The 26977-nt window shown below is 68.2% G+C and carries 9 protein-coding genes (1 of these 9 running past the window's edge); 5 read left to right on the top strand and 4 right to left on the bottom strand.

The genetic code is table 11. The annotated features are described in order from the left end of the window. Positions 1 to 16984: the 5' end (the start) of a CARDB domain-containing protein gene (locus tag DU478_RS13345; protein ID WP_114511469.1), read on the bottom strand. It extends 18284 nt beyond the left edge of the window; the window shows 16984 of its 35268 coding nt (coding positions 1-16984); the start codon lies at positions 16982 to 16984; its stop codon lies beyond the left edge, outside the window. Positions 16985 to 17395: 411 nt separating this feature from the next. Between DU478_RS13345 and DU478_RS13350 the strand changes: the two genes are divergently transcribed. Next, a complete protein-coding gene (locus DU478_RS13350) occupies positions 17396 to 18148 on the top strand; it encodes an efflux RND transporter periplasmic adaptor subunit (protein ID WP_158545781.1) in 753 nt (250 codons plus the stop codon). A 154-nt stretch (positions 18149 to 18302) separates the two neighbouring features. After that, positions 18303 to 19790: a fused MFS/spermidine synthase gene (locus DU478_RS13355; protein WP_114511471.1), complete on the top strand. Its 1488-nt coding sequence runs from the start codon at positions 18303 to 18305 to the stop codon at positions 19788 to 19790. Between the two features lie 2 nt (positions 19791 to 19792). On the opposite strand, the gene DU478_RS22690 is transcribed toward DU478_RS13355, so the two are convergent. Further along, complete coding sequence (locus tag DU478_RS22690) at positions 19793 to 20008, bottom strand: hypothetical protein (protein ID WP_147276344.1); 216 nt, start codon at positions 20006 to 20008, stop codon at positions 19793 to 19795. A 31-nt stretch (positions 20009 to 20039) separates the two neighbouring features. Between DU478_RS22690 and DU478_RS13360 the strand changes: the two genes are divergently transcribed. Then, positions 20040 to 21074 (top strand): efflux RND transporter periplasmic adaptor subunit, encoded by a 1035-nt coding sequence (locus tag DU478_RS13360; protein WP_147276345.1) that lies wholly within the window; start codon positions 20040 to 20042, stop codon positions 21072 to 21074. Beyond that, complete coding sequence (locus DU478_RS13365; protein ID WP_114511473.1) at positions 21071 to 24151, top strand: efflux RND transporter permease subunit; 3081 nt, start codon at positions 21071 to 21073, stop codon at positions 24149 to 24151. Before DU478_RS13360 ends, DU478_RS13365 begins: the two co-directional genes overlap by 4 nt. 69 nt (positions 24152 to 24220) lie before the next feature. Here the strand turns inward: DU478_RS13365 and DU478_RS13370 are convergent, their stop codons facing one another. Continuing rightward, positions 24221 to 25054 carry a GNAT family N-acetyltransferase gene (locus DU478_RS13370; RefSeq protein WP_114511474.1) on the bottom strand — a complete coding sequence of 278 codons (834 nt, stop codon included), beginning with the start codon at positions 25052 to 25054 and terminating at the stop codon, positions 24221 to 24223. Further along, complete coding sequence (locus tag DU478_RS13375; protein WP_114511475.1) at positions 25051 to 25737, bottom strand: GntR family transcriptional regulator; 687 nt, start codon at positions 25735 to 25737, stop codon at positions 25051 to 25053. The genes DU478_RS13370 and DU478_RS13375 overlap by 4 nt, the downstream gene beginning before the upstream one ends. Before the next feature lie 253 nt (positions 25738 to 25990). Here DU478_RS13375 and DU478_RS13380 point away from each other — a divergent pair, with 253 nt between their 5' ends. After that, positions 25991 to 26965: an ABC transporter ATP-binding protein gene (locus tag DU478_RS13380; RefSeq protein WP_114511556.1), complete on the top strand. Its 975-nt coding sequence runs from the start codon at positions 25991 to 25993 to the stop codon at positions 26963 to 26965. The last annotated feature ends 12 nt before the right edge of the window (positions 26966 to 26977 follow it).

Genomic DNA, 26977 nt, shown 5'->3' on the forward strand with positions numbered 1-26977 from the left:
CGATTGTCAGGATCACGCGCGTGATGTTGACGCCATCGGTCACGTCCACGGGGATCGTGTACTGCCCCACCTGGGTAAAGCCGGGCGTCCAGGACAGCAGCCCGGTGGCGGGATCGAGCACCGCGCCCGCGGGCAGCACCGGCGCGCGGAAGCGCAGCGCCGCGCCTTCGGGATCGGTGGCGGTAAGCGGGATGCGCAGCGGATCGCCCTCGCGCGCCTCGATCAGGCGCGGCGCCGACACCACCGGTGCCGCGTTGCCGGGGCGCACGACGATGTCGAACCGGTGGGTCGTGTGCGCGGCGCCGTCGCTGGCGCCGATGGTGACGCCCTGGTAAAGGCCGCGCTGCCCGGCCTGCGGCACCCAGACCAGCTCCTGTGTCTCCTGGTCGAGATAGGCGCCCTCCGGCAGATTGTCGGCAAAGAGCAGCAGCAGGTCGAAATCCGGATCGAAGGCGAGGATCGGCAGGCGGAATTCCTCGCCCTCGGCCAGTTCGATGAGCGCATTGGGCGCCTCGAGCTCCGGCGCCGCGTTCAGGCCCTCGGCGATGGTGATGGTCCAGGTCTCTTCGCCGAAACCGCCGGCGTCGTCGTAGGCGCGCACCACCACCGGCGTCTCGGGCAGGGCGTTGGGTCCGGGCGTCCATTCGATCAGCCCGGTTTCGGGGTCGAGCGTCATGCCCTCGGGCCCGCTGACCAGCACGAAGCCGATGGCGTCGCCTTCGAGATCCGCTGCGGTCAGCGTATGGGTGTAGGTCACGCCGACTTCGGCCTCGGTGGGGAAGTCGTTCGCGATCTGCGGCACCGTGTTGCTGCCCGGCAGGATGCGGACGCCGTGCGCGAAGGCGGCGCGCTGTCCGGCGCTCAGGATCAGCGACACCGCCTGCGCCGTCGCGGTTTCGCCGGGGCTGAGGATGCCGTCCTCGCCCAGATCGTCCGACAGGTCGATCAGCCAGATATCGCCCGACCGCACCCCGTTGAGCGGCGTGCCGCTGCCCGACGGATCGGAGGTGTCGAGCGTCAGCTGAACCGGCGCGCGCATCGGGCGGTTGCCGGTGTTGGTGACCACGACCTCGTAGGTGACGGCCCCGGTGGCGCGGTCGAAGCGGGTGTCGCGGTATTCGATCGACACGTTCGCCGTCACATCCTCGAGCCGGGTGAATTCCACCGTGTAGGACGCGCCCATGGCGACGCCGCGGGCGCTGCGCAGGTCGGCGCTCAGGGACATGGCGTAGACCCCGCGCGGCAGGCTGGCGAACCGCAGGCTCACCTCGCGGGTGGCGCTGTCATAGTCGATGGCGGTGATCGGCAGGATCTCGCCCTTGCCGTCGACGAAGGCGTAATTGGCGGGGTCCAGAACCGACCCCGGCCCGGTGGTCGCCATGTCGTCGTCGAAGCGCACCGAGAAGCCCGCGACCGGATCCGAGGTGATCTGCCCGTCGGTCAGGGAACTGGCGATGACCGCCGGTGCGTAGAGCGGGCGCAGCACGTCGATGCCCTGCCCGTGCGCGACCATGACCCGCCCGTCCGCCAGCGCCGCGATGCCTTCGCCGCGGATCGGCGCGGCGGCGATGGTGACGATCTGGTGGCTGGCCACGTCCACCGCAAAGAGCCGCGACAGCGCGCCCGTGGCGCCGCCCTCCTGCACGCTGGTGAGGATGGCCAGGCCGTCGAATTCGCTGCCCGCCGCCCCGAAGGTGATCGAATCCAGCGGCGCCGCGACTTCGGCCACCACCGACGCCCGGCCGCGGTCGTCGAAGCGCAGCACCCGGCCCCGATCGGGCCAGCTGGTGCCCCAGAGACTGCCGTCGGGCGCGATGGCGAGGTCGTCGACGCGGGTCGCGGAAAACGCGGTGAGCGCGCCGGTCTCGGGATCGAAGGTGGCGATGCCGTCGCCGGTCGAGACGTAGATCGTGCCGTTCTCCGCCACGGTCACCGACTGGGTGATGCCGTCGGCGGCGCGATTCAGGACGGCGCCGGTGTCGAGGTCCAGCTCGATCAGCGCGCCGCCGCCCGTGGTCGCCCAGACCCGTCCGTCGGGCCCCTGCGCCAAGTCGTAGACCGGCACGTCGAGCCGCGCGAAGGGCGCTTCGCCGCCCGCGCCTTGCGCATCGGCACGGTACAGCCAGGCGCGGTCAGGTCCGCCCGACCACACCACGGTTCCGTCTGCGAGACCCAGCACGGCCAGTGCGCCGATGCCGCCCTGGCTGCCGGCGATGCTGTCGACGAATGCCTCGAAGGCGAAGGGTGCGACCGCCGCCGAATAGGCGCCCGGCCGCAGCGGAGAGATGGTCGCCGGCACGCCTTCGAGCGCCTCGAGGAAGAGCGCGTTCTGCGGGGTCTCGGCCACGCCCTCGGCCGGCGGCAGCGGCGCCTCTTCGGTGGTCCCGGTCACCACGTCGCCGCCCAGGTCGACGGCCTCCTGGCTCAGGTCGCCCTGCCCGCTCAGCCCCGGCGGCACGGCGTCGCGGTTGCCCGCCAGGTCGCGCGCCAGCACCAGCACGTCGACCGTGGCACCGGCGGGGGCGGTGTAGACGAATTCGCCGGACGTGTTGGCGCGGTCGACGATGCGGAAATCGCCGCCGTCGAGCGACACGTAGATGTTGGCGTCGCGCACGCCGGACCCGCCGGCGTCGTCGACAGCCGTCCAGGTGACACGGTAATCGTCGGTGCCGGGGATGCGGCGGGCGTCGTAGGTCGTGACCGGCGCGCCCTGGTCCAGACGGTAGCGGAAGGGCACCGTGTCCTCGGGCGCGGCGACGTCGAGGATCACGCGCGCCTCGGCACTGACAAGCGTGCCGGTCTCGGCCTCGGCACCGGCGTCGACGGTGTAGTGCACGGCACCGGCCTCTCCGGGCCGCAGCAGGCCCTCGGGGCCGTTGCCTTCGAGCAGTTCGCCCGTTTCGGGGTCGATGGCCTGCACCAGCCAGGTCGCGGTGCGGCTGTCGAGGTCGATCCCGGCAGAAACCCGCAGCACGAAGCCGCGCGATCCGGTGAGGTCGATGTCGGTCTGGTAGACCAGCCGACCGTCGGGCACCGCGACACTCAGATCGCCAAGGGTCAGCCCGCCCAGCCGGAAGCTGCGGGCATCCAGCGCCTCGTCCAGCGTGGTGACGATCCGCAGCTCACGCGCGGGGCGCGGCGCGGCCTCGTCCAGGGCAAAGCCCACCTCGTGCGGCAGCGACGTGTCCGCCGGCACCCAGTTGTCGTCCCCGGCCCCCAGCGGCCCGCGCAGGTAGGACGTGCCCTCGCCTTCGGGCACACCGGCGATTTCGCGGAACCTGTCGAGGTCGAGCGCCTGCAGCGCCGGATCGGTGGCGTCCGAGCCGAAGTCCGGCAGGTCGACGGCGCCGAGGCCAAGCCAGGGCGAATAGACGTTGAAGGCGGTGAAGGTCGTGGGCCGCGTCAGGGCGCGGTCGAATTCCGAAAGCGCGGGCAACTCCGCCACCGGCACGTCGAAGGGCAGCCCGTTCGGCGGCAGTCGGAGATCGTAACGCGCGATCGGCGCCATCTGGCCCGGGGTCGAGCCATACCATTCGCGGACCTTGGCATAGAAGTCCACGAGGTCGCCGTCGCTGCGGATCTCGTCGCCGGCGGGGCCCAGCAGCAGGCCCTGCGAAAGCTGCGCGATCAGGGAGGTGACGCGCGGCTTTTCGAAGACCGGCGGCGCGTCGTCTTCGTCGCGCAGCAGCCCGGCCTGTTCCAGCGCGGCGAGGAAGCCGTCGTTCCAGGCCGCGGCATCGGCGGCCAGGGTCTGTAGCGCAGGCGTGGCGGTTGCGTCGGCGATCACCGCCTGGCGCAGGCGTTCGGCCTCTTCCAGCTGCGCGGCCACGAATTCGGCCCGCGTCATCGGCGTGGCGGCGGCCACCACGTTGAACTGGAACGGCAGGTACCAGGGCAGATCGTCGTAGACGACCTCGTAGGCCGGGTCGGTGAAGATCTCGTAAAACAGCGGGTCGATGGCCTCGAGCGCATCGACGCCGCCCGCCAGCGCGTCCTCCTCGGCGAGGTCCGGGAACCGGTCGTAGAGGTAGGTCTTGATGCCCTCGAAGTCGCGGTCGATCAGCGCCTTGAGGCCCGGGTATGTCTGCACGGCAAAAGTGCTCTCGGCGCGGCCCTCTGCATGCAGGTCGAAGGCATAGCCCGGCGCCAGAAGCTGGCCGCCCCGGTTCACCGTCGATTGCGCGCCGCTCAGCCCCTCTGCCGGGGTGTCGGACCCGTCGCCGAGGTTGGTGGCGAATTGCAGATAGGGCAGCGTGTAGGCGAAATCGTTGGTGCCGAGCTCGGGCGCGCCGAAGGTGAAATGCACATAGGGCGTGTCGACGTTGGTCAGGCTGTCGACCACCACCGAATAGGTCCCCGCCTCGCCCGCCGGCACCACCCGCGGCCCGCCGAGGCCCACGGTCACGTCGCGTTCGATCCGCCGCTCCACCAGGTAGCGGTAGGGCAGGATCGCCTCCTGCCCGTCGGCATTGGTGACGACGACGTCGTAAAGCCCGTGCGGCGCGCCTTCGAGGTCGAAGGTCGCGATGATCCGCGTCGCATCCACCCGCTTGACCGAGACCGGAAGGTATTCCGCCACTCCGGGACGGCTGAGCTTGGCGACGGCACCCGGCAGGATGCCCGCCCCGTCGATGGTCATGGTCACGAAGCGCGCGGAACCGCCCTGGTCCGGCGACACGCCGGTGATCTGGAACGGCAGCACCTCGGCCCGCAGGGTCATGTCTTCGGCAGTGGCGTCGCCGCCGAATCCCCGCACCAGGATGTAGTAGCTGCCCGCCTCGGTCGATGAGATCACCGCGTCCTGCACTGTGCCGAACACGGTCTTGTGGCTCGCGTCGAAATCCGACTGGCTGGGCGGCCGGCCGGCCTTGACGAAGATTTCGTTCGGCGACAGCGCATCACCCCCCGAAAGGCGCACGCGCAGCGTCTCTCCGGCGCCCACCTCGACGCGGAAGAGCCGTTCGGTATCGCCGCTGAGCGTCACGGCGCGGGCGATGCCCAGCGGAATGAGCGGGCTTTCGACGGTGAAGGGCGACTGGCCGGTGGTGTCGTTGTTGACCTCGAAAGCGCCCTCGTTCACCTCGTCGCGCGCGTCGGTGCGCACGATCACCCGCCAGGCGCCGTCCCCCAGAACCGGCAGGTCGGCGGTGAGGCTGCCCGCATAGGACGCCCCCGCCGCAAGGCCGCCGTCATGGTTGAAACGCCCGAGGAAGATGTCGCCGATGTCCCAGTCGCCATCGCGCGACAGGTAGACCGCATCGCTCCACCGGCCCGCGGCCGCGGCATCGGCCTGGTTGGTCACGTCCCAGGTGACGGTGACGCTGTCGCCCGGCGCGCTGCCGCCGGCGATGGAGACGTTCTCGGCCACCAGGTCGGCGGGCGGCACGTCGTCGATCAGCAGCGGTTGCGCCGCGGCACGCAGGTTCGTCTCCTGCCCGTCCTCGAACACGGCTCCGGTGGGGCGCTGCGGCGTGACCGGATCGCTGAGGACGAAGACGAAATAGCTGCCGGACAGGCCCTTGGGCAGCTTCGTGACCAGGTCCACCTCGCGCAGCTCTCCGGCGCCGAGCCCGGTCAGGTGGTCGTGAAAGCCGAGGAAGAAATCGGTGCGCGGATCCAGCGATTCATCGCGGCTGAGATAGACCAGGTCGCGCCAGCCGCCGCCGGTCGCGCGCACGCCGCTGTTGGTGACCGCATAGCTGACGGTGAGCGGCTGGCCGGTGATCGCGCGTTGCGGCAGGGTGATCGCGCTGACGGTGAGGTCCGCGGTCTCTGCCGCCTCGACGGTGATCCCGGCGCTGGCCCGGTTGTTGCCCTCGCCCGCGAACTCGGGCACCTCGTCGGGCCGCAGGCTGAGCCCGCGCAACCCGGTGCGCACCGTCGATTGCGTATAGCTGCCGCCCTCCGCCGAGGTGGCATCGGTCTCCATCAGGATGGTGTAGCTGCCGGCGATTCCGAGCGGCAGATCGAGCGTTACCGTCTCGGTGTAGCTTTCGCCGATCCCCAGCGGTGCGCGCCGGATGACTTCGCCCAGCATGTAATCCTGCGGATCGAGCGATCCGTCGACCGACAGGAAGAACCGGTCGGCCCAGCGGGATTCCCGTGTCGCGCGGGTGCCCTCGTTGGTGACCCTGTAGGTCACCGTGATCGGCCCGCCGCTGGTGCCGTCCTCCGGCACCTCGAAGGCGGTGACGCGCAGGTCCGGTTCGGCATAGGCGATGTCCAGGCTGCCGCGCCCGAAATTGCCGGTGGGGTCCTCGGTCGTCTCGAAGACCGATGTGGCGTAGTAACCGCGCGCGTCGGGGGCGCTTCCGCTCAGCTGTTCGCCGCGTGGCACCGGGATGAACGGGCCGACGTCGGTCGCGACGTGCAGGAAGTAGTCGCCGTCGGTCCCCGGCGGCAGGATCACCCGCGCGGTTTCGGTATAGCTGCCGCCGGCGGCAAGGCCGTCTTCGTTCTGGTGGATCACGCTGGTCAGCAGCGTCGCGCGGCTGCGGTCGAACACCGGGTCGCGGGACAGCCAGACCGCGTCGCGCCAGTATTGCGTCCCCTCCCACACCGCCGCAGCACCGTCGTTGCGCACGGTCCAGGTCACGTCGAGCGGCTCTCCGGACGTGGCGCCCGGGGCGGCGGCGACCGCGATCACCCGCAGGTCCGCGGCTGCGGCGGTCGCATCGGCGTCGCCGCTGGCGAGGTTGTTGGTTTCGTCCTCTTCCGCGACAGACGCCCGGCCGCGCACCGAGGCGTCGGTCACCACATGCACGTAACGGCCCGTGGCCGAGGGCGGCAGGTCGAAGGTCGCGGTACCGAGGTAGCTGTCGCCGACCTCGAGCGCGCCGTCGCGCCGCACGTCGCCCAGCGTCCAGAGCGTTTCGCCCGGAGCGCCCAATTCCGGGCTGTCGCTCAGGTAGACGCGGTCGATCCAGCTGTCGGGCGTCCCGGTCAAACCGGTGTTGGTCACGCGCCAGTTGACCGTCAGCTGATCGGTGCCGGCGGCCACGGCGCCGTCGGTCGTGACATCGGAGATTTCGAGGTCGGGCCGGACCGGGGTGTAGCCCAGGATGTCGATCGCCCGGCCCTTGTAGTTGTTGTTGTCCAGCTCGTTGGGATCGTCGGCGTTGACGTTGACCGCCAGCGTGTCCTCGGCCACCACGTCGTAGCTGTCGGACCAGGGAGTGATGAAATACTGCCCTGACGGCAGGTCGGCGGGGATCGTGACCCGCACCGTCATCTCGTAGCTTTCGTCGACCTCGAGCGTGCCGACATGGGTCACCGTGGCCAGCAGCCGCGCCGAGTTGCCCTTGAGGAAATCCGCGCCGTCCACGTCGGCGAAGGCCGCCGTGTTGGGCCGCCGCGGATCGCGCGCGATCCAGATCGTGTCGCGCCAGCGGTCTTCCAGGGTGGCGCCCGCCCCGCGGTTGGTGACGGTATAGCGCAGTTCGATCTCGGAGCCGTAGACCGCCTGCGCCGGAGCCACCACGCTGCCGGTCACGAGGTCCGGCCGCGGGAGGGCCGACACATCGAAGGCCGCCGATCTGCGGTTGTCGTCCTCGAGCGGGTATTCGTCAAGCTGCGCGCTGCTGTCGGTGGAGACGATGACATATGCGTCGCCGGACCAGCGCAGCGGCACCGTGCCCACGTCCGACACCATGGTGTAGCTTTCGCCTGGCTCGAGGCTGATCGGGTTGCCGGTGCGCGAGATCAGGATGTCGTCCGAGGACAGAACGTCGTCCAGAGACAGGTACACGCTGTCGAGCCAGTTGCCGGTAGCGGCGACGCTGCCCTGGTTGATGATCTCGAACGTGGCCTGCTGCGATCCGCCGGCGCTGACCGAAGGCGACACCGTGACCGACGCCACCTGCAGGTTCGGCCGCGGGTTGAGCGTGACCTCGAGCGGCCGGTCGTCGGCCTGGGTGTTGTTGTCGGCGGCGGCGCCCTCTTCGTAAATGCCGCGGTTGACGTTGGTCACCACTGTCAGGACATAAGCGCCCTCGATCCGTTCGGGCAGGCGGAACCGTTCGGTGCGCTGGTAGCTTTCACCGATCCCCAGCGCACGGGTGTTGGTGAAGGTGCCGACGGTGATCGACGGCTTCGACGTGTCGGCGGGCACCAGGATGAGCCGGTCGCTCCAGGATCCATCGAGAGGGGCCGCACCGGCGTTGCTCACCCGCCAGGCGACGTCGATGAATTCGCCCTCGGCGGCGGTCGGCACCGTGGCGATGTCGCTGACCTGCAGGTCCGGCGTGGGCGCCAGGGTGATCCTGGTACGCGCCGCCGCAGAGGTGTTGTTGCCCTCGAAGACGAACTCGTAGGGCCCGCGTCCCGTCGCCGTCTCGACCGTCGCATAGAGCCGGCCGCTGATGCCGTCCGGCACACGGATCACCGCGGACCGCACGTAGCTGTCGCCGACCGCCAGCGTGCCGAGATGCTGGTAGGTGACCTGCGCGACGCGGCCCGAGCCGTCGGGGTTGCGCGACAGGTAGATCCTGTCGTCCCAGGAGGTGCGGTCGGTCACGCCGATGCCGTCGTTGCGCACCGTCCACTGCACCGCAAGGTCGGTACCGCTCACCCCCGCCGGTGCGGCCTCGATGCCCACGACCTTGAGGTCGGCATAGGGCTTGGGCGCGACATCGACATTGCCGGGAACCAAGCCACGATTGTTGTCGGTCTTGCCGTCCTCGAAGACCAGCCTCGCCGCATCGGCCACCACGTAGACCTTGAGCCGCTCGCTGAGACCCCCTGCCAGCGAGATCGCCTCGCTGCGGACATAGCTTTCGCCCGGCGCCAGCGCCCCGTCGCGCAGGAAGCTGCCGAGCAGGAAATCGTCGCCGTCGCCCAGGATGCTGTCGGTCGAGGCCCAGACCTGGTCCGTCCAGCCGGTTTCGGCGCCCTGCCCGGTGCCGACGTTCGACACCCGCCAGCCGACGGTGATCGTCGCGGGATCGTCGACGGTGAGCGGCGGGGCCGTGACCTCGGTCACCGCGAGGTCGGCATGGCTGATGAGGTCGATGAACAGGTCGCGCTCGGCGGCGTTGTTGTCCTCGAACGCCTGCTCCTCGTTGACGTCGCGGGCATCGGCGACCACCAGAATCTTCCAGTCGCCCCGCGCATCGATGGGCAGCCGCAGGTCGATGCTTTGCGGATCGGACGCGCCCGCCGCGAGATCGCCGCGCGCGGCGGTTTCGTGCAGGACGATGTCGCTGCCGTCGGCGATGCCGTCCCGCGACAGCAGGATGCGGTCGACGCGCCCGCCCACGGCATTGCCCGCGCCGGCATTGGTCACGGTCCAGGACACGGTCACGATGTCGTCGGACGTGGCGCGGTCGGGGGCCGACAGGTTGGTGACCTGGAAATCCGGCACCGCCAGGCCCAGCGGCCTGTCCGCGAGCCCGGCATTGTCGTCGTCACGGCCCGCCTCGAACACGGCGTTGTTGAAGTCGGTCAGGACCAGGAACCGCCAGCTTCCCGGCGGCAGCGACGGCAAAGTGGTGTCGAAGGACACGTCGACGCCTTCGCCCGGCGCGATGTTGCCGGTATGCGCATACTGGCCAAGGTAGCGCGCCCCGGCGGTTGTCCCGGTCGAGGTCAGGTAGACACGGTCGACGAAAGGCGCGCGGGCCACCGCCTCGCCGGTGTTCTCGATCCGCCAGGTGACGGTGATCGCATCGCCCGGCGATCCGTCGGCCGGCCCGGTCACGTCGCGCACCTCGAGGTCCGCGGCAGGCACCGCCGAGATCGCCAGCGGCTCGAGCGCCAGACCGGCGTTGTTGTCCTCGGACAGGCCCTCGTCCTGGTCGTCCTCGGCATCGGTCACGACGATGAGCCGCCACGCGCCGGTCAGCCCGTTGGGAATCTGCACGTTCGCGGTGCGTGTATAGCTTTGCCCGGCGTTGAGCGCCCCCGTGGGCGCCGCCACTTCGGCCAGCAGGATATCGCCGTCGTCGACCACGCCGTCGCGGCTGAGGTAGACCCGGTCGGTCCAGCCGGTGTCGGTCGCTTCGTTGCCGTCGTTGCCGACCCGCCAGGTGACCGGCACCGTGGCGCCCCAGGTCGAGGCGGTCGGACCCGCCACCGCCTCGACCACGAGGTCGGGCGCCGCTCCGGGACGGATGGCCAGGGCCACCGGTCCGGCGCTGTTGTTGGCCTCGCCATCGCCTTCGACCACCTCGCCGTCGGCATCGGTCACGACGAAGAGGTTGAAGTCTCCGATCCGGTCGCTCGGCAGCCGGACATTGAGCGACACGGCATCGCTGCCGCCCGCGGCCAGGGCGGCGCGCGTCACGTCCTGCAGCACGATGTCGTCGGCGTTGCCCAGCGTGTCATCCGCCGACAGGATCAGGCGGTCGGTGCGCGCGCCCGCGGGGTCGGGGCCTTCGTTGGTCACGGTCCAGTCGACCCGCACCGTCCGGCCCGCGACAGGCGTGCCGGTGACGGCGGGCGCCGACACGGTCAGATCGGGATAGGTGCGTTCGCGGGAGGTGAAGGTGAACTCGTAGAAGTTGTTGTTCTCGGCATCGCCGTCAGCATTGGCCTCGATCACCGCCGGGCTTGAGCCGTTGTCGAGATAAAGCCGCAGGCGGATCGTACCGGTGCCGACAGCCCCCTCGGGAAGCTGCAGCGTCAGGCTGCGGTCGCGGCTGGCGCCGGCGGGCAGAAGAACGCCGCCCGCTTCGGCGAAGTCGATGCGTTCGTTGAAGAAAAGCCGGTTCTCGGTGGTGTTGGCCAGTTGCACGAGGGTGCGGAAGGGCACCAGAAGATCGGCATTGCCGTCGTTGCGCACGGTCCATGTCAGGGTCACCGTGTCGCCCGCCTGCGGATCGGCGTTGTCGATGGCAAAGCCCTCGGCCACCAGGTCCGGTGCGTTGATGACGGTCAGCAGCGTGGTGTTGTTGTCCTCGCCGGTGTCGTCGGCATTGTCCTCGGTGATCGTGCCGCCGACATCGGTCGTGACCTCGACGCCCATTTCGCCGGTGCCGTCCAGACCCGAGGGCCACGTCAGCACGGCGACCCGCTCCACGGTGCCGCCGGCCGCGATGGCCCCGTCGGCGGCGGGATCGTAGGGGACGGTCAGCAGCTCCTGCGTGGTATTGCCGAACCGGGACAGATTGCGCAGACGCAACTGGTCGGAGAAGGCAGTGTCGATGAGCACCTCTCCGGCATTGCGCAGGGTCCAGCGTACCGTCACGCTTTGGCCTGCCGCATATCCGCCGCCCGCAGGTTCGGTGCGGATGTTCTCGACCACGAGATCGGGAAGCCGGTCGTTGAGCGCGGTGAACGCGATCGTGCCGATGTTGTTCTGCTCGCCCGCCAGCCCGGCATCGGACTCGTTGGCGGCGTTGGTGATGTCGAGTTCGACCTCGGCCACCAGGTCCCCGGCGCCAACCGCGCCCGACGGCAGGCTCAGCACCGCTTGGCGCGCGGCGGAGGCGCCGATGGCCAGCCCGGCCTGCGGCGGGGTCACCTGAACGGCGATGATCTCGCCTGTATCGGCACGGCGGATCAGCACCCGGTCGCGGGTGGAGCCTGCCGCGGCGTCGCCGGAATTGGTGGCGGTCCAGCGGACCGAGACCTGCCCGCCCGCCTGAACGGGGCCCGTGGCGCTTACCGCCAGGGCCGATGGCACCAGATCGGGCGCCGTGCGCGCGGCGCTGCTGGCGGGAACCGGGGCGCGGCGAGGCGTGTCGATCAGGGTCAACGCGATCTGCTGCGCCTCGGACCGGCCCGCATCGCCTTCGATCAGAAGCGTGTAGGCGCCGGTGAGCGGCACGTCGATGCGCAGCCCCTCGTCGCGGACCTGGCCAGACACCAGGATTTCGCGCCCGTCCGGTCCGATGACCCGCAGGTCCGCCTGGAACGTGGCGGCACTCCCCACCGACACCGACACCCGCTGCCCGGCCGTGGCGTTGAACCGGAAGGCCTGGGTGACGTTGCCCGGATCGAGAGTCGTGCGCAGCGGCGCGCCCAGGACGATCTCGGGCACCGTGTCGAGCCGGAGCAGCGCAAACGGCAGTTCGGTCACCGCATCGTCGGTGCGGGTCAGTTCCAGCCGGTAATCGCCCGCCGGCAGGAACGCCCGCGAATTCGGGCCGGTATCGCTGCTGAACGCACCGCTTCTCACCACGGCCCCGGAGGCATCGCGGATCGTCCAGCGTGCCGAGAAATCGCTCAGGTTGCCGTCGAAATAGACCTCGCCCGCGGTGGCCATCGCAAAGGTATAGCTCAGCCGCCCGCCGACTTCGGGAAGGGTGTCGCGGCGGCGTTCCCCGAAGGCGAGCGGCGAGACCGTATCGGCGAACTCGATGAAGCGGAAACTGTAGTCGATGGTGCCAGTCCGCTCGGTAAAGGGCAGGACGATCAGCTGCCAGGTGCCGGTCTGGCTCAGCCGCATCGGCGCGACATCGGTGATGTTGCGGGCCGCGTAGACGCTGCCGTCCGGCGCCACCAGCTGATAGGTCGCGCCAAAGGTGCTTTGCGTGATGTCGAGCAGGTCGAAGATCACCCGCTGCCCGGCCGTGCCCTCGAACCGGAAGGCGCGTCGGTCGCTCGCCACCGGTTCCGACACTTCGATCGTGTCGCCCAGCCCGATCGTGGCGCCGGCGCTCACGTCCAGGAGCCGCATATCGAAGGCATCGACCACCCGGTTGCTGTAGAAATTCAGCGTGTAGTCGCCCGCGGGTAGGCGGAAAAGACGCGCCGCCACGTTGCTCGGGGCCGCGCCGGCCACCTCTCTGCCCTCTGCGTCGGTGACCGACCAGGTGTAGAAATTGGGCGTGAAGCGGGTATCGAACAGCAGGGTCTTGGTGTCGGCGAGGCTGAAGGTGAAGGCGTCGCTCATGTTTGTGCTGGGCAGGTCGACCGTGGTGAAGGACCCGAGCGTCAGCGGGTCCGGCGCGTTGTCGCGGCGCGTCACGGTCAGGTTGCTGGGCACGGTTTCGTTGGCGTGGCCGTCGAAGATCAGCAGGTAGCGCCCGGTCTGCGTCGCCGTGAAGGCATAGCCGCGGGTAAAATCGGACTGCGCGATGTTGGTCCCGTCGGGGGCGACGAGATACCAGCGCTTGTCGTCGCCCGCGTTGATCATGTCGAGCGCGACCGCGTCGCCCTCTGTCGCGTCGAACCGGAACAGGTTCATGCTGTTGGCGGGGGTTGTCAGAACCGTTTTCGTCTCGTCCAGCGGCAGGTCGGTGCCCGACCCCGCGTCGAGGAACTGGAATGCATAGGGATTGCCGCCCGCCACCGAGGTACTCACGTCGATCTGGTACTGCCCCGGCGGCAGGTCGAGCACCGCGGTATCGGTCAGCCGGTCGGCCCGGTCATAGGGTGTGAAGTGCGATTCATAGATGCGGCGCGGGTTCAGGATGCCGCCCAGGGCATCGCGCAGCGCAACCGTTACGGTGGACAGGTTCGTCTGCCCGTCCATCACGAGCCTGGTCTGGCTGTCGAGGGTCAAGAGGTAGCTAACCGTCGTGGCATTGTCGGGCAGCGTGCCGGTGACCACCTCGCCAAGGTCGATCGGCGTGCCGGTCGGCGCGACGGGCGCGATGTCGCCGGTCTTGCGCATGGCGAAGGCGAATTCGCCGGTGGCCGCCGTATTCGTCGTGTAGCCGTCGACGAACAGGTAATATGTGCCGGTCCGGCGCAGCTCGATCCCGCTCACGTCGCGGAAGCTGTTGACCTGGAACACCCGACCGCCGTCCTGGTCCATGAGAGCAAGTGCAAAATTCGTGTCGGACAGAAGCGCGTCGAACTCGACGATATCGCCCGCCTCGCCCTCCCAGGAGAACACCCGCAACGCATTCGCCGGCGTCACCTCTATCACGCCGGTGGCCACGTTGTCGGCCAGCGGGATCGCATCGGCGAAAGGTGCCAGAGCAAAGCCGTAATCGCCCAGCCGTGTGCCCTGCCCTTCGATCACGATGGCATAGTCACCGGGGACAAGGTCAAAATGCGCCGATTCCGCGGAATGGCTGTGCATGTCGAGCGGCGGGCTGATCGCGCGGCCGTCACGTTCGACCCACCAGTGGAAGTCCGGGACGTTCGCATGCGTGTCGAAGAGGAAACGGCCGGCGGCCTCGAGCGTGAAGGTGTGGCGGACCCGGTCGCCGGGGTTTTCGATGGTCCCGGTGACATTCGTTCCCGGCACCATCGGCTCGGACACGCGGCGCGGCTGGGTCACGCGGAAGGTCACCTCGCCGCCGTCGGCCCGGTCGACCCTCTCCTCGATCACCAGCGTGTAGCGTCCCGGAAGGGTCGCGTCGAAGCCCAGATCGTTGCCGATACTCGCGCTGCCCGCGACCTCGCGGCCATAGGGGTCGATGACCACCCAATACCCGTCGCCGGTATGGGCGGTGCGGTCGACCGTTACCCGCCCCGGCGCGGACACGTCGATATAGTGGACTGTGGCCTCGTTGCCGATGACCTGGGTGACCTCCTCGCCCAGCGTCACCGTCGAACCGCCGCTGCCAAGGTCGCGCAGGATGAAGGCATAATCGAAGATGCCGGCCCCGTCCGGGGTGACCTGCAGGCGGTAGTCGCCGGGCGGCAGGGTGAAGGTCCGCCCGCCGTTGTAGAAGCGGTCGAAATCGGAAATGGGTCCCTGCGCCGGAGCTTCGCCAGTCGCGGTGAACAGGCTCAGCTGCGCCGGAGAGGAGGTGAGCGCGTTGAAATAGAGCGTCGTCTCTTCAGCCAGGCTGAAGGTGTGAACGTTGCGCGAGAACGGCACGGTGAACGACCCGTCGACGCGCGCGCCCAGCGTCAGGGCGATTTCGGTCAGCGGCGCGGTGCGGGCGGTAAAGCGGTAGGTGATGGGGTCCGCCTGCCCCGGCGGCGCGTCGAGCGTGATGATGTATCTGCCGTCGCGCGGCGGATCGAAGAACACGTCCTGACCGGTAAAGCCGATGCTCTGCATCTGCGTGCCGTCCGGAGCGAAGACGCGCAGGCTCAGCGACCCGACCGTCCGGCCCTCGAACGCGTCGAAATCGAGCGTCACCCGGTCGCCCGCCACCGCATCCAGCGACCAGAGCTTGAGCGCCTGCGGCGTATCGAGCGTGCCCGCGACCTCCACATCGCGCGTGAGCGGCGTGGCCGATGCATCGGTGCGGAGCGCGATCCGGGCGCTGCCGGTTTCGTCCTCGTAGCCGTAGAACCGCAGCGTGTAGCGGCCCGGCATCACCTCGCCGCGGAAGAACCGCAGGTCCTGGCCGAGATACTGCGCAAAGACCGTAGTGCCGTCTTCGGCAATCAGCTCGGCGCGCATGTTGTTGATGTTGTCTGTCGCCTCGACCACGTCGAAGCTGACGCGTCCGGGCGCCGTCACGTCGATGGCATAGTCGGTCAATTGTCCGGGCGTCGTCACCGCGACCGGAAAGACGGTGTTCAGGGCCTGCACCGTTTCAGTGACCGTGCCGCGGTAGATCGTGGCGGTGATCGTCTCCAGCCGTGCATTGTCGTCGCGCCGGAATTCGATTCGGTAGGTGCCGTCGACCGGCACGTAGAGCGCCTCTCCGCTGGAGGGCGAGTCCGTCAGGTCCTCGATCAGCCGCCCATCCGGCCCATAGAGCACAACCCGCAGGCCGAACAGCCCGCCGACACTGGCAGCCACGTCCGTCATGTCGAAGAAGATCCGTTCGCCGGCGGTCAGGTCGATGCTGCGCGCGACCACGGCATCGTCTTCGCCAAGCGACACGGAAAAGGACGTGGCCGGGGCGACCGCCGGGGCGTCGGCCGTGTCGCTCAGGCGCATTCGGTATGTGCCGGCACTTGCGGTCTGCGCCCGCACCACGAGCCAGTGATCGCCGCCGCCGGTCAGCGCCGCAACGTTGCGCTGAAAGGCCGAATAGGAGAAGATATTGATGAAGAAAAGCTGCCCGGACGGCGTTTCGAGTCCGACCTCGATGTCGCTGTTGCGCGACAGCATCTCGAACATCACCGACAGGTCGGCGGCAGGCGCGATCTTGTGCCGGTGCACCTGACCTTCGGCGGTGAAGGTGCCGCTGATCTCGTCACCCACATCGGCGGTGAAATCGGTGACGGCGGCAGGCGTTCCGGCAAAGGCGCCGCTGGCCCGGATGTTGAAGCTGTAATCACCGGTGCCGCCGTCGCGGCTTTTCGCAACGAACCAGTAGTCGCCCGCTTCGAGATCGAATGTCAGGGGCGCGTCGGACGCGGGCAGGCGCGTGTTCCCGGCGACCCGACCCGAGGCGTTGCGCAATTCCCATTCCGGCGTGCCGAAGAGGCCGCTGCCGGTCAGCGTGACCTGCGTATCGGTCGCAAGGCTGAAGGCGTGCACATGCACATCCCCCGCCGTGTCGAACGTGTCGTTTGCGGTCGTGCCGGGAACGTAGGTGCGATCCTCCTGCGTGCTCAGCGACGCGGTGACCGTGAAGGACAAGGGATCGGGGCGGTCGAGCCGGCCATCTGCCAGCAGCGTGAAGGTGCCGGTCTGCGCCAGCCTCAGGCCGAAATTGCTGATGCTCCGCGTGGTCAGCACATCGCCGGTGGGCGACACCAGCGACAGCGTGCCGTCAAAGGCGTTCGACACATCGGTCAGGCTGAAATTCACGTATTGCCCGGCACTTGCGTCGAAGGTGTAGGCGTAACTTTCGGTGCCACGCGGCATGCTGACCGGCGTGGCCACGCCGATCGCCAGCGCCGGATCGTCATCAAGGTCGTTGATCCGGAATTCGTAGTCGCCGGTCTGCGACGCCGCGCCGCCGATGGTCAGGGTGTAGGTGCCGCGGGCCAGATCGGCAAATGGCGGAACGCTGCGGTTGGCGCCGTCGGCCCGATCCAGGGGGCCGCCGATATTGATCCCGCCCGGACCTTGCAGCCGCCATTCCAGTTCGGACGGTGTCAGCGAATCGAAGCTGACCCGCGCGGGTTCGGAAAAGGTGATCTGGTAGCTGTCTTCTTCGCCCGGAGCGGAAATCGTGCCGGCAATGGGAAAGAGATCCGCCGACAGCAGCAGCCGCGGCTCGAAGGTTTCCATCAGAACGCGGCGAGAAACGGAAGATTTCAGATGGGTCGGCAGGACGGCCGCCGGTCGCGTAGCGGACTGGCTTCGGACCGTGTCCGGAGCTTCGTGAACCCGGCGGGGGAACAAACCCGTCACCTGTCGGGAGGACGCCCGAAACAGGCGCCAAAGGAAATTACGCGTCCGCGCATATTATCCCCACGATTTCAAACCCGAAACCGGTTCGCGCAACGCCCAATAATTCCGGACTCAAAATGCTTGCTGGAAACCGATTCCACCCTACGTCTTTAATTCTTTGGTCAAGCTAGCATCGTTGCTAAGGTTCGGGCAATGTTTTGCGACATAATGGACCGAAATTACACAATGCCCCTGACTCTCCATCATTTTCGCACAGCTTTGGCGGGAATTGCCATTTCGATACCCGCTTTGGTTGCATCTCAGGAGGTCTCCGAATGCCTCGTACAGGCGAGCGAGGTCGCCCAGGTCGGCGCCGCCGGGCGGGGCGTGGTGGCGCAGGTCCATGTCGACCGCGCCGACCGCGTGACGCGCGACCAGGTGCTGGTGGAACTCGAAGCGTCCGAGGAAGACATGCAAGTCGATCTGGCGCGTCTGCGCGTCGGATCGGACGTGGCCGTGCGCCTCGCGCGCGCGCGCGCAGAAACCGCCGAGCTGAACGCCGAGCGCCTGACGACGCTGGTCCAACGCAAGCTCGTGCCGAAATCGGAACAGGAGGCCGCGGCTCTCGAAGCGCGGTCCGCGCGACTCGAGGAAGAGGATGCGCTCTACCAGATGGAAGTGGCCGAGGTGCAATTGCAGGCCGCCCTTGCGGCACGGGAGCGCAAGCGGGTGCGCGCACCCTTCGACGGCGTGGTGACGGATCGCGCGATCTCTGCGGGCGAGCTTTACAATGAACAGGGCACAATCGTCACCGTGGCCCGCATCGACCCGCTGCACGTCGACGCCTATCTGCCCGCCTCCCGCCGCGCCGAACTGGCCGTCGGTCAGACCGCCACCGTGACGCTTGAAACCGGCGGCACACACGAAGCGGTCGTGCGGGTGATCGACCCGGTGCTCGACGCGGCCACGGGCACCTTCGGCGTCAGGCTTGACCTGGCCAACCCGGACGGCGCGATCCTTGCGGGGCAAAGCTGTTTTCTCGACCTTGCGGTCGGCAACTAGGGTCTTCCCCAACCGACGTTTTTCCGCCGGTTTGCCAAAGGCGGTGCCGTAAGGCCGCGCGAAGGATCGCCGGCGGAGGCCCGGGCCATGGCATCGGCGCGCCATTCGTGGCAGGCAGGCGCGGCACGTCACCTGCAAGGCCGGAGAAAGTTACATGCGGTTCTGGGTCCTGATCGCCTTGATCACCGTCCTGTCGGCTCTCGGGCTGACCTACGAGATCGCCGCGGGCCGGGTGCTGGCGCCGTTCTTCGGCACCTCGCTGCTGACCTGGACCGCGGTGATCGCGACGATCCTCGCCGGGTTCTCCCTGGGCAGCGCCCTGGGCGGGCTGACCGCCGAAAAGGAGCGCCGCGCCGCCGCCGCGACCGTGCGAAAGGCGCTGGTGGCCACGGCGATCCTGATGGCGCTGTCGCCGTCGGTGCTTGCGATGATCTATTCGATGGGCGCCCGGGGCACGGGCGGGATGCTTCTGGCGGTGTTCGTGGCATTCTTCCCGGCCTCGGTGCTGGTCAGCTTCCCCTCGCCGTTCCTCGCCAAGCTGGCGGTGGAGGCGCGACCGGGGCGCGAGGGCTCGTCGCTTGGCCTGGTGCTGGCGGCGGGGTCGCTCGGGGCGATCTTCGGCGCGATCCTCGCCGGCTTCGTCACCCTGCCGCTGGTCGGATCGGTCGCGACCTTCGCCGGATGTGGCGCGGCGGCATTGATCTGCGTCTTCGGCGTACGGGCGGGACCGGACGGCCGCGCAGAGCTGCGGGACACGAGTCCAGAATTCAAATCCTCGATGGGCGTGGGGGCCGTGGCGGTTGTAGTCTGTCTGGCGAGCGGATCGGTCTGCCGCTACGAATCCGGACTCTCGTGCATCGACGTCGCGCGGCAGGGCAGCGCCGTCTATCTTTATTCCGACGGCACCCAGCAGGCAGCCGAGCGCCGCGTCCCCGCCGCCGGAACCGATCAGACGTCGCAACTGCCGATCATGCCTTACACGCGCTGGATCTGGTCGCGGATGGACCGCGACCTGGGTCCGTCGCCCGAGGTGCTGTTCATCGGCGGCGGCGGCTACACCCTGCCCACCCAGCTTTTACAGTCGCGGCCCACGGCGCGAGCCATCGCGGTCGAGATCGACCCGCTGATCACCCGCGTCGTGCGGGAAAACCTGCCGCGGGCCGCGGAGATGATCGACACGACCGGCTTTGCCGCCGAGGTCGCGGGACCGGGCGCTCCGGACCCCGAAAACAGGCTTGGCATCGTGCATGCGGACGGGCGTGTTTTTCTCAACGAAACCGGTCGCCGTTTCGACGCGGCGGTGATGGATGCGTTTTCCTCGGGCTCGGTGCCCGCGCACCTGGCGACGATGGAGACCTACACGCGCCTGCGCGAGATCGTCGACGGGCCGGTCTACGTGAACCTGATCGACACGCCCGACGGGCCGCTGGCCCGCGGGATTCATGCCATCCTCACCCAGCTTTACCCGCATGTTGAGACCGTGCAGGGCCCGGTCAGTTCGCGCGGCCGGGCCAACATCCTGATGGCGGCCTCCGACAGGCCGCTGGCGCCGCTCGGGGATTTGCCTGCCGGGTATGGGCCCGTTTCGGTCAGCCCCGCACGGGCATTTACCGACGACCGTGGCTGGGTCGGTCACCGCTGAGGTCATTTCCCGGGAATTGGCGGCGGGAAACAGTTCTGACGAAAATCTGATCCGGCGGAATTGACGCGCGTAATTCCATTGAAAACAACACCTTGATTTCCCTCCAATTTGGCTGGGCAATCTTCGACCCGATTGAAAAGTTGATAAACCCGCGGTGCGGCTACCTTTTCCGGGTGCAATAAGATAAGGTGCGCCGTGAGCAGGGTCTTAAAAATCATTCTCGGTCTCGTTGTCGTGGCGGTTTTTGCCATGATTGGCGTCTTCGGCACGGCGGCTCTGGTCGCGCGCGACGACGGCGGTTCCGGCGAAGAAGGGGGCGAACAACAGCCGACGCGGGTCGGGGTGACATCGCCGCAGACCAAAACGGTCGAAGAAGCGATCTCAGCCGTCGGCACGCTGCGCCCGATCCGGTCGGTCGAGATCGTGCCGGAATCCGGAGGCCGCGTCACGCAGGTGCCGGTGGAGTCCGGCGCGGCAGTGGCCGAGGGCGATCTGCTGATCCAGCTCGACGACCGCGCGGCGCGCGCCGCGCTGGCCGAAGCCGAGGCGACGCTGGCCGAGACCGAGCAAGAGTACCGCCGCTTCCAGCAGCTCGAGGACAGCAACGCCGCCGCCGAGGCACAGCTGGAAGAGGCGCGCGGCGCGTTCCGCCGGGCCGAAGCGGCGATCATGATGGCCCGTGCCGATCTCGAGGACCGCAGCGTGACCGCCCCCTTCGCCGGCACGCTGGGCGTGATCGACACCGAACCGGGCGCGGTCCTGAACGGCAGCGATCCGGTGACGCGCCTGTCCGACCTCACGGCGGTCGAGGTGTCGGTCACCCTGCCAGAGCGCTATTTCCAGCGTGTCGAGGCCGGCCAGAGGGTCGAGATCACCTTGCCCGCCTATCCCGACACCCGGTTCGAAGGCGCCGTGACCTTCCGCGCGCCGGAAATCGACCTTGGCACCCGCAGTTTCGAGATCCGCGCCGAGATCGCCAATGACGACGGCCGGCTGGTGGGCGGCATGTTCGCTAATTCGCGGCTTGTGCTCGACACCTACGAAGGTCTGGCGATCCCCGACGACGCGATCATCAGCGAGGGGCTCACCACCTATGTCTACACCGTCGCCGATGGCACCGCGTCCCGCCGCGATATCGTCACGGGCAGTTCGCTCGGACCGCTGACCGAAGTGCGCGAGGGGCTCGACGGCGACATGCAGGTCGTCGTCAGCGGTTGGGACCAGCTGCGCGACGGCGCCCCGGTCGAGGTGGAAGATGACGTGGCCACGGAGGCGCTACAATGACGCTTCCCGATCTCTGCACCCGCCGCCCGGTGCTCGCGACCGTGATGTCGATCCTGATCGTTGTGCTGGGCATCGCGGCGCTGACGCGGATGCCGGTGCGGGAACTGCCCAACACCTCGACCGCGCAGGTCACGGTCAGCGTCGGCTACACCGGCGCGGGGCCGGGCGTGGTCGACAGCGAACTGGCCAGCGTGATCGAAGGCGCCATTTCCACCGTTGCCGGTATCGACCGGGTATCGACGGAATCCGAGCTGGGCGGCCTGCGCACAGTCATCACCTTCCAGCAGGGGCGCGACGTCGACCAGGCCGCGTCGGACGTGCGCGCCGCCGTGCAGGCGGTGACCGGCGACCTGCCCGAAGAGGCGGATGAGCCGCAGGTGGAGAAGAACGACAGCCAGGGCGATCCGATCATCTGGATGACCATGACCTCGTCCAACATGTCGGCGCCTGAACTCACCGACTATGCCGACCGCTTCGTGGTCGACCGGCTGGAAACCCTGAGCGGCGTGGCCGCGGCGCAGATCTACGGCGACCGGCCCTATGCAATGCGCGTCTGGCTGCAACCCGAAGAGATGGCGGCGCGCGGCGTCACCACCACCGAAGTCGCCGAAGCGCTGCGCGGCAATAACCTCGAACTGCCAGCGGGCCAGATCGAAAGCGACTCGCGCACCTACCTGCTGCGCACCGAAACCCGGCTGTCGAGCGTCGAGGATTTTCGGAACCTCATCGTCACCAACACCGAAGCCGGGCGCATCACCCTGGGCGACGTGGCACGGGTCGAGATCGGCACCGAATCCGACGACAGCCTGTTCCGCGCCAACGGCGAAACGGCCATCGGCATCGGCATCCTGCGCCAGTCCTCGTCCAACACGCTCAACATCTCTGCCGCCGTGAAGGAAGAGTTGGCCGATATCCAGACCGACCTGCCCGGCGGCACGTCGCTCGAGATCACATCGGACGACGCTGATTTCATCCGCAATTCCATCTTCCAGGTGCTCACGACGCTCGCCATCTCGGTCGCCATCGTGGTGGCTGTGATCTTCGTCTTCCTGACCTCGGTGCGCGCCACCATCGTGCCCGCGGTCACCATCCCCATCGCGCTGCTGGGGGCCTGCGCCGGGATCGCGCTTGTGGGCTTTTCGATCAACATCCTGACGCTCTTCGCGCTGATCCTCGCCATTGGTCTGGTGGTCGATGACGCCATCGTCGTGCTCGAGAACATCGAGCGCAAGGTCGAGGACGGCGAGGACCCGAAAGAGGCCGCGCGCACCGGCGCCAATCAGGTGTTCTTCGCCGTGGTGTCGACCTCGGCGGTGCTGATCTCGGTCTTCGTGCCGTTGTCCTTTCTCGAAGGCGAGATCGGCAAGCTCTTCCAGGAGTTCGGCATCACGCTCGCCATCGCCGTGGCGCTGTCGACCTTCGTGGCGCTGTCGCTCTGCCCGGTGATCGCGGGGCTGGTGCTCAAGAAGGGCATGAACAAGAGCCGCTTTGCCCGGATCGTGCATTCGATCAACGAACGCATGTCACGCGGCTACCGTGCGCTGCTGACGCGGGCGATCCGCGCGCCGCTGCTGGTGCTCGGCATCGCGGCCGGCCTGACGGGCATGTCCTGGACGCTGTACCAGCAGCTGCCGTCGCAGCTCACTCCGAACGAGGATCGCGGCATCTTCTTCGTTTCCGTGCAGGCCCCCGCAGGGTCGGCACTGGGGCTGACGGACGTGGCCGTGAAGCAGGTCGAGGAAATGATCGCGCCCTATCAGGAGGACGGCATCGTCGAGGATGTGATCGGCATCGTCGGGCAATACGGCGAGACCGGGCGGGCCTTCCTCGTCGCCACCATGGCACCCTGGGGCGAGCGGGACATGGGCCCGCGGGACGTGCTGGAAGAGTTGCGTCCGCAATTCGCCGGGATCACCCTGGCCAGCGTGCGCAGCTTTGCGCCTTCGGGGCTGGACGCGGGTGGCGGATCGGGGCTCGAAGTGATCGTGACCGCGCCCAGCTTCGATCAGGCGGCCGAGTATTCCGAACAGCTCGAACAGGCACTGCGTGAAAACGGCGACATCGTCGGTGTGCGCCGCGCCTATGACGTAAACACGCCGGGCTACGACATCAAGGTCAACCGCGCCATGGCGCGCGAGATCGGCGTCGACGCGCGCGCGATCTCGGACGCGGTGCGAACCTTCTTTGCCTCGGCGGAAGTCACCGAGTTCATCTCGCAGGACCGCCAGTACCCGGTGATCCTGCAAGCGCCCGACGAACGCCGAGCCGCCGCCGAAGACCTGCGCGGCATCAACGTGCGCGCCGAAAATGGCGAACTGGTGCCGCTGGACGGGCTGGTGACGCTGGAACGCCGCGCCTCGGTCGCCGCCTACAACCGTTTCAACCGGCAGCCTTCGGTCGAGATTTCGGCTTCGCTCGCCAGCGGCGTCGACCTCGGGTCGGCCATCGCCACGGTCGAACGGCTGGCAGAAGACCTGCCGCCGCAGATGCAGATCTTCTATTCCGGTCAGGCCGAAAGTTTCCAGGAAACCTCGGGCGGGATCGTCACGACCTTTGCCCTGGCGCTGCTGGTGGTGTTCCTGGTCCTTGCCGCGCAATTCGAAAGCTTCGTGCAGCCGGTGGTGATCCTGCTGTCGGTGCCTTTGGCCGTGGCCGGCGCCCTGCTGACGCTCTTCGTGCTGGGCGAGGCGGTGAACATCTACACCCAGGTCGGCATGGTCATGCTGATCGGGCTGATGGCCAAGAACGGCATCCTGATCGTGGAGTTCGCCAACCAGCTGCGCGACCAGGGCCAGCCCCTGCGCGAGGCGGTGATCGAAGCGGCAACCGTGCGCCTGCGGCCGATCCTGATGACGGTGCTGTCGACGGTGCTGGGCGCCGTGCCGCTGGTGCTGTCGAGCGGTGCCGGAGCCGAAAGCCGGTTCTCCATCGGTCTTGTGATCATCGGCGGGTTCATGGCGGCCTCGGTGCTGACGCTGTTCCTGACGCCGGTGCTCTATGACCTGCTGCAACGGGACCGCGAGCCCGAAAGATCGAAGGATCGCGTGGACGGCGCCGCACCGACCCCGGCGGAATAATGCTTGCGATGGCGGCGCCGCCCGCCACCGCAATGACACCCCAAACCGTCGATCCGCCCGTGTGGACCTCTACCCCAGTTCCATTGTGGCGATGGCCTTGAGCGTCGCATCGACTGCCGGCGCCGGACCGCGATACATGCGGGCCGTGGCAAAGCCCTCTTGGAACCCGCGCGCTTCGAGCATCCGGGCAAAGTCCGGCTGGCCCATAGGTACGTCGATGCTGATGTCGGTCTGGCCCAGCGCCGCCGAGGCCTGACCCGCTAAGGTCATTGCGTCGGTGTCGGAGGGCGCCACGATGGGGCCGATCTTGCAGACCTCGCGGCACAGGCGCGCGGTGGCAAAACCGGTTACCCGGCCCGCGGTCTCCAACAGAACCGTCTTGCGGGTCGGATGCTCGGCCACCCACGCCGCCAGAAAAGCCGCCCGGTCGAACCCATTGGCCGCGCGGTCGAGCGCGCGGACGGTCTCAAGGTCCCGCTCCTGCGCCAGCGCCAGTCGGCGCGGCTCGCGCGACAGCGATCCGCTCAACCGCCGGGTTCGACCGGCCAGTTCAAACCCCGAGCGCGCATAGTTGTCCTGCTGCGCGGGCACGCCGTCGAGCCCGATGGTGCGCCCCCCGGCATGGGCGATGGCATGGGTCCAGAGCGCAAAGCCAAGGCCGGTCCCGCGCCAGTCGGGGTGGCAGATGTAGAGCCCGAGAAAGGCGAAGCTGTCGGAATGGTTCACGACGGAAATCGCCGCGACGGGCGTGCCATCATGGTCGGCCACGAAGAACCCACCGGGATCGGCGGCAAAGAACGCCTCCGCATCCTCGATCCCCGGGTTCCAGCCCTCGTCCGCCGCCCAGTCGAGGATCCGCGACAGTTCCGGCAGGGTCGCGGTCCGAAAGCTGGCCGCCGTCATCGGTTCAGCGCCTCGCGCAGCGATGCCGGCGGTTGCGCGGTGTTCTGAAGATCGAGCGAGGCGACAAGATCGAGCAGGTGGCTTTTCATCAACTGCTCGGCCAGCGGCCCGTCGCGATCGGCGAACGCGTCCATCAGCGCGTGATGCGCCTGCGTCTCGCAGAGCGCCGCCCGCCGCCGCCAGTAAAGCGCGATGATGAGGGAGGAGCGGGAGATCAGCTCGGAGATGAACGCTTCCACGGTGCTCTGATCCGCGATCCGCGCAATCTCTACATGGAAGCGGCCGGACAGGAACAGTGCCCGCCCGTTGTCGCCCGCGTCGAGGGCCACGTGTTCGTCGGCGATATTGGTGTGCAGCAGCGCGAGGTCCGCATCGGTCATGCGCTCCGCCGCGGATTTCGCCGTGCGCGGTTCAAGCAGCGCGCGCGCCTCGAAGACCTCGCGCGCCTCGCGAACCGAGGGCTGCGCGACAAAGGCGCCCCGGTTGCGCCGCAGCGTGACGAGGTGGCGATGCGACAGCGCCAGAAGCGCCGCGCGCACGAGGGTACGGCTGATGCCATAGGCTTCGCCCAGTTCGTCCTCGCCCAGCTTGGTGCCCGGCGGCAGCCGGTGTTCGTGGATCGCGCGTTCGAGATCCGCGGTCACGCTTTCGCTGGTCCAGGACTTCAATTCAAACTCGCTCATGCCAACCGCACCGATCCCAAGGACGCCTGACTATCTGTCTTTCCGATTCTATTGGAAAGGCACAAGCGCCACCTGCCCGGTGTTTTCCGCAGCATTATTGTATACAATTTTGTGCCGAAAATTGCGCACACCGAGGCTGGAAAGGCTGAAAATTGAGGCGATGCGTGTTTCCCGCAAGCGCGCCGCGCGAAATCTCTGCCCCTGAAGCCGGATGGAACCGCAGGCTCTCGATCAAACGCGATGCGGGGGCGAAATGCGCACGGGATACGATCTGGAACTGGTGCACCTGACCAAGCGCTACGGCGACACGGTGGCGGTGCGCGACCTCAACCACGTCTTCACACCGGGCAGCTATGTCTGCCTGCTGGGGCCGTCGGGCTGCGGCAAATCCTCGACCCTGCGGATGATCGCCGGGCACGAGGACGTCAGCGAAGGGTCGATCGTGCTCGACGGGCAGGACGTGTCGACCCTGCCCCCAGCGCAACGCGGTACCGCGATGATGTTCCAGAACTACGCGCTGTTCCCGCACCTGTCGGTGCGCGACAACGTGGCGTTTTCGCTGCGGATGAAAGGCGAGGACAAGACCAAGCGCCATGCCCGCGCCAACGAACTGCTGGAACTGGTGGACATGACCCACCTCGCCGACCGGCTGCCGGCGCAGCTCTCGGGCGGGCAGCAGCAGCGGGTGGCGCTGGCGCGGGCGCTGGTCACGCAACCCAAGGTGCTGCTGCTGGACGAGCCGCTGTCGGCGCTCGATCCGTTCCTGCGCATCCGCATGCGGTCCGAGTTGAAGAAACTGCAGCGCGAACTGGGCATCACCTTCCTGCACGTCACCCACGGCCAGGACGAGGCGCTTGCGCTGGCGGACGAGATCGTGGTGATGAACGACGCGGTGATCGAACAGGCGGGCCCGGCGCGCGACGTCTGGGCGGCCCCCCGTACCGAGTTCGTGGCGCGGTTCATCGGCGGGCACAACGTGATCGCCCTGCCCTCGGGCAAGGCGACGGTACGCGCCGACGCGGTGACGCTTTCGGACGCGGGCACCCCCGCCACGGTGACGGCGGTGGAATACCAGGGCGCCTCGGTCGCAGTGACCGCCACGACCGAGAGCGGCGAAGAGATCCTGGCGCTGATCCCCGAGGCCGCGTTCTTCGGGTCCCCGAAATCCCCCGGCGACGCCGTCCGGCTGAGCTGGGACGAAGGGCGGCTGCACCGCCTCACGGCCTGACCGGGCCATCCG

It is taken from the genome of Thalassococcus profundi (assembly GCF_003344785.1).
In the GTDB taxonomy this organism is placed as follows: domain Bacteria; phylum Pseudomonadota; class Alphaproteobacteria; order Rhodobacterales; family Rhodobacteraceae; genus Puniceibacterium; species Puniceibacterium profundi.